The sequence below is a fragment of the Frankia umida genome (genome assembly GCF_023242945.1).
GTDB classification, from domain to species: Bacteria; Actinomycetota; Actinomycetes; order Frankiales; family Frankiaceae; genus Frankia; species Frankia umida.
Genome location: NZ_JALKFT010000151.1, coordinates 1 through 232, shown reverse-complemented (window position 1 = coordinate 232; position 232 = coordinate 1). Strand labels below are relative to the sequence as shown.

General features: G+C 63.4%; 1 pseudogene. It reads right to left on the bottom strand.

Annotation, left to right across the window (positions count from 1 at the left end):
- Window positions 1-232, bottom strand: a pseudogene (locus tag MXD59_RS26180) (hypothetical protein); the annotation flags it as partial.

Below are 232 nucleotides of genomic sequence, written 5' to 3'. Positions count from 1 at the left end.
GCTCATCGTCGTCACGGTCGGGTTTTGCAGATTAGGCACGACGAAGATCGCCTTGACCGGCATGCGCTGGCAGATCCGTTCGATCTCGTCGGGCAGCAGGCCGTCGTCGTCGGCTGGCGCGCTGACGATCTCGAACTGGAACACCGGCGCGAGCGCCTTGAGCCCGTAATACGTGAGGCGGTCGGCGACGATCACACCGTCGGTGCCGATCAGGCTGTTGAGTACCGCATAC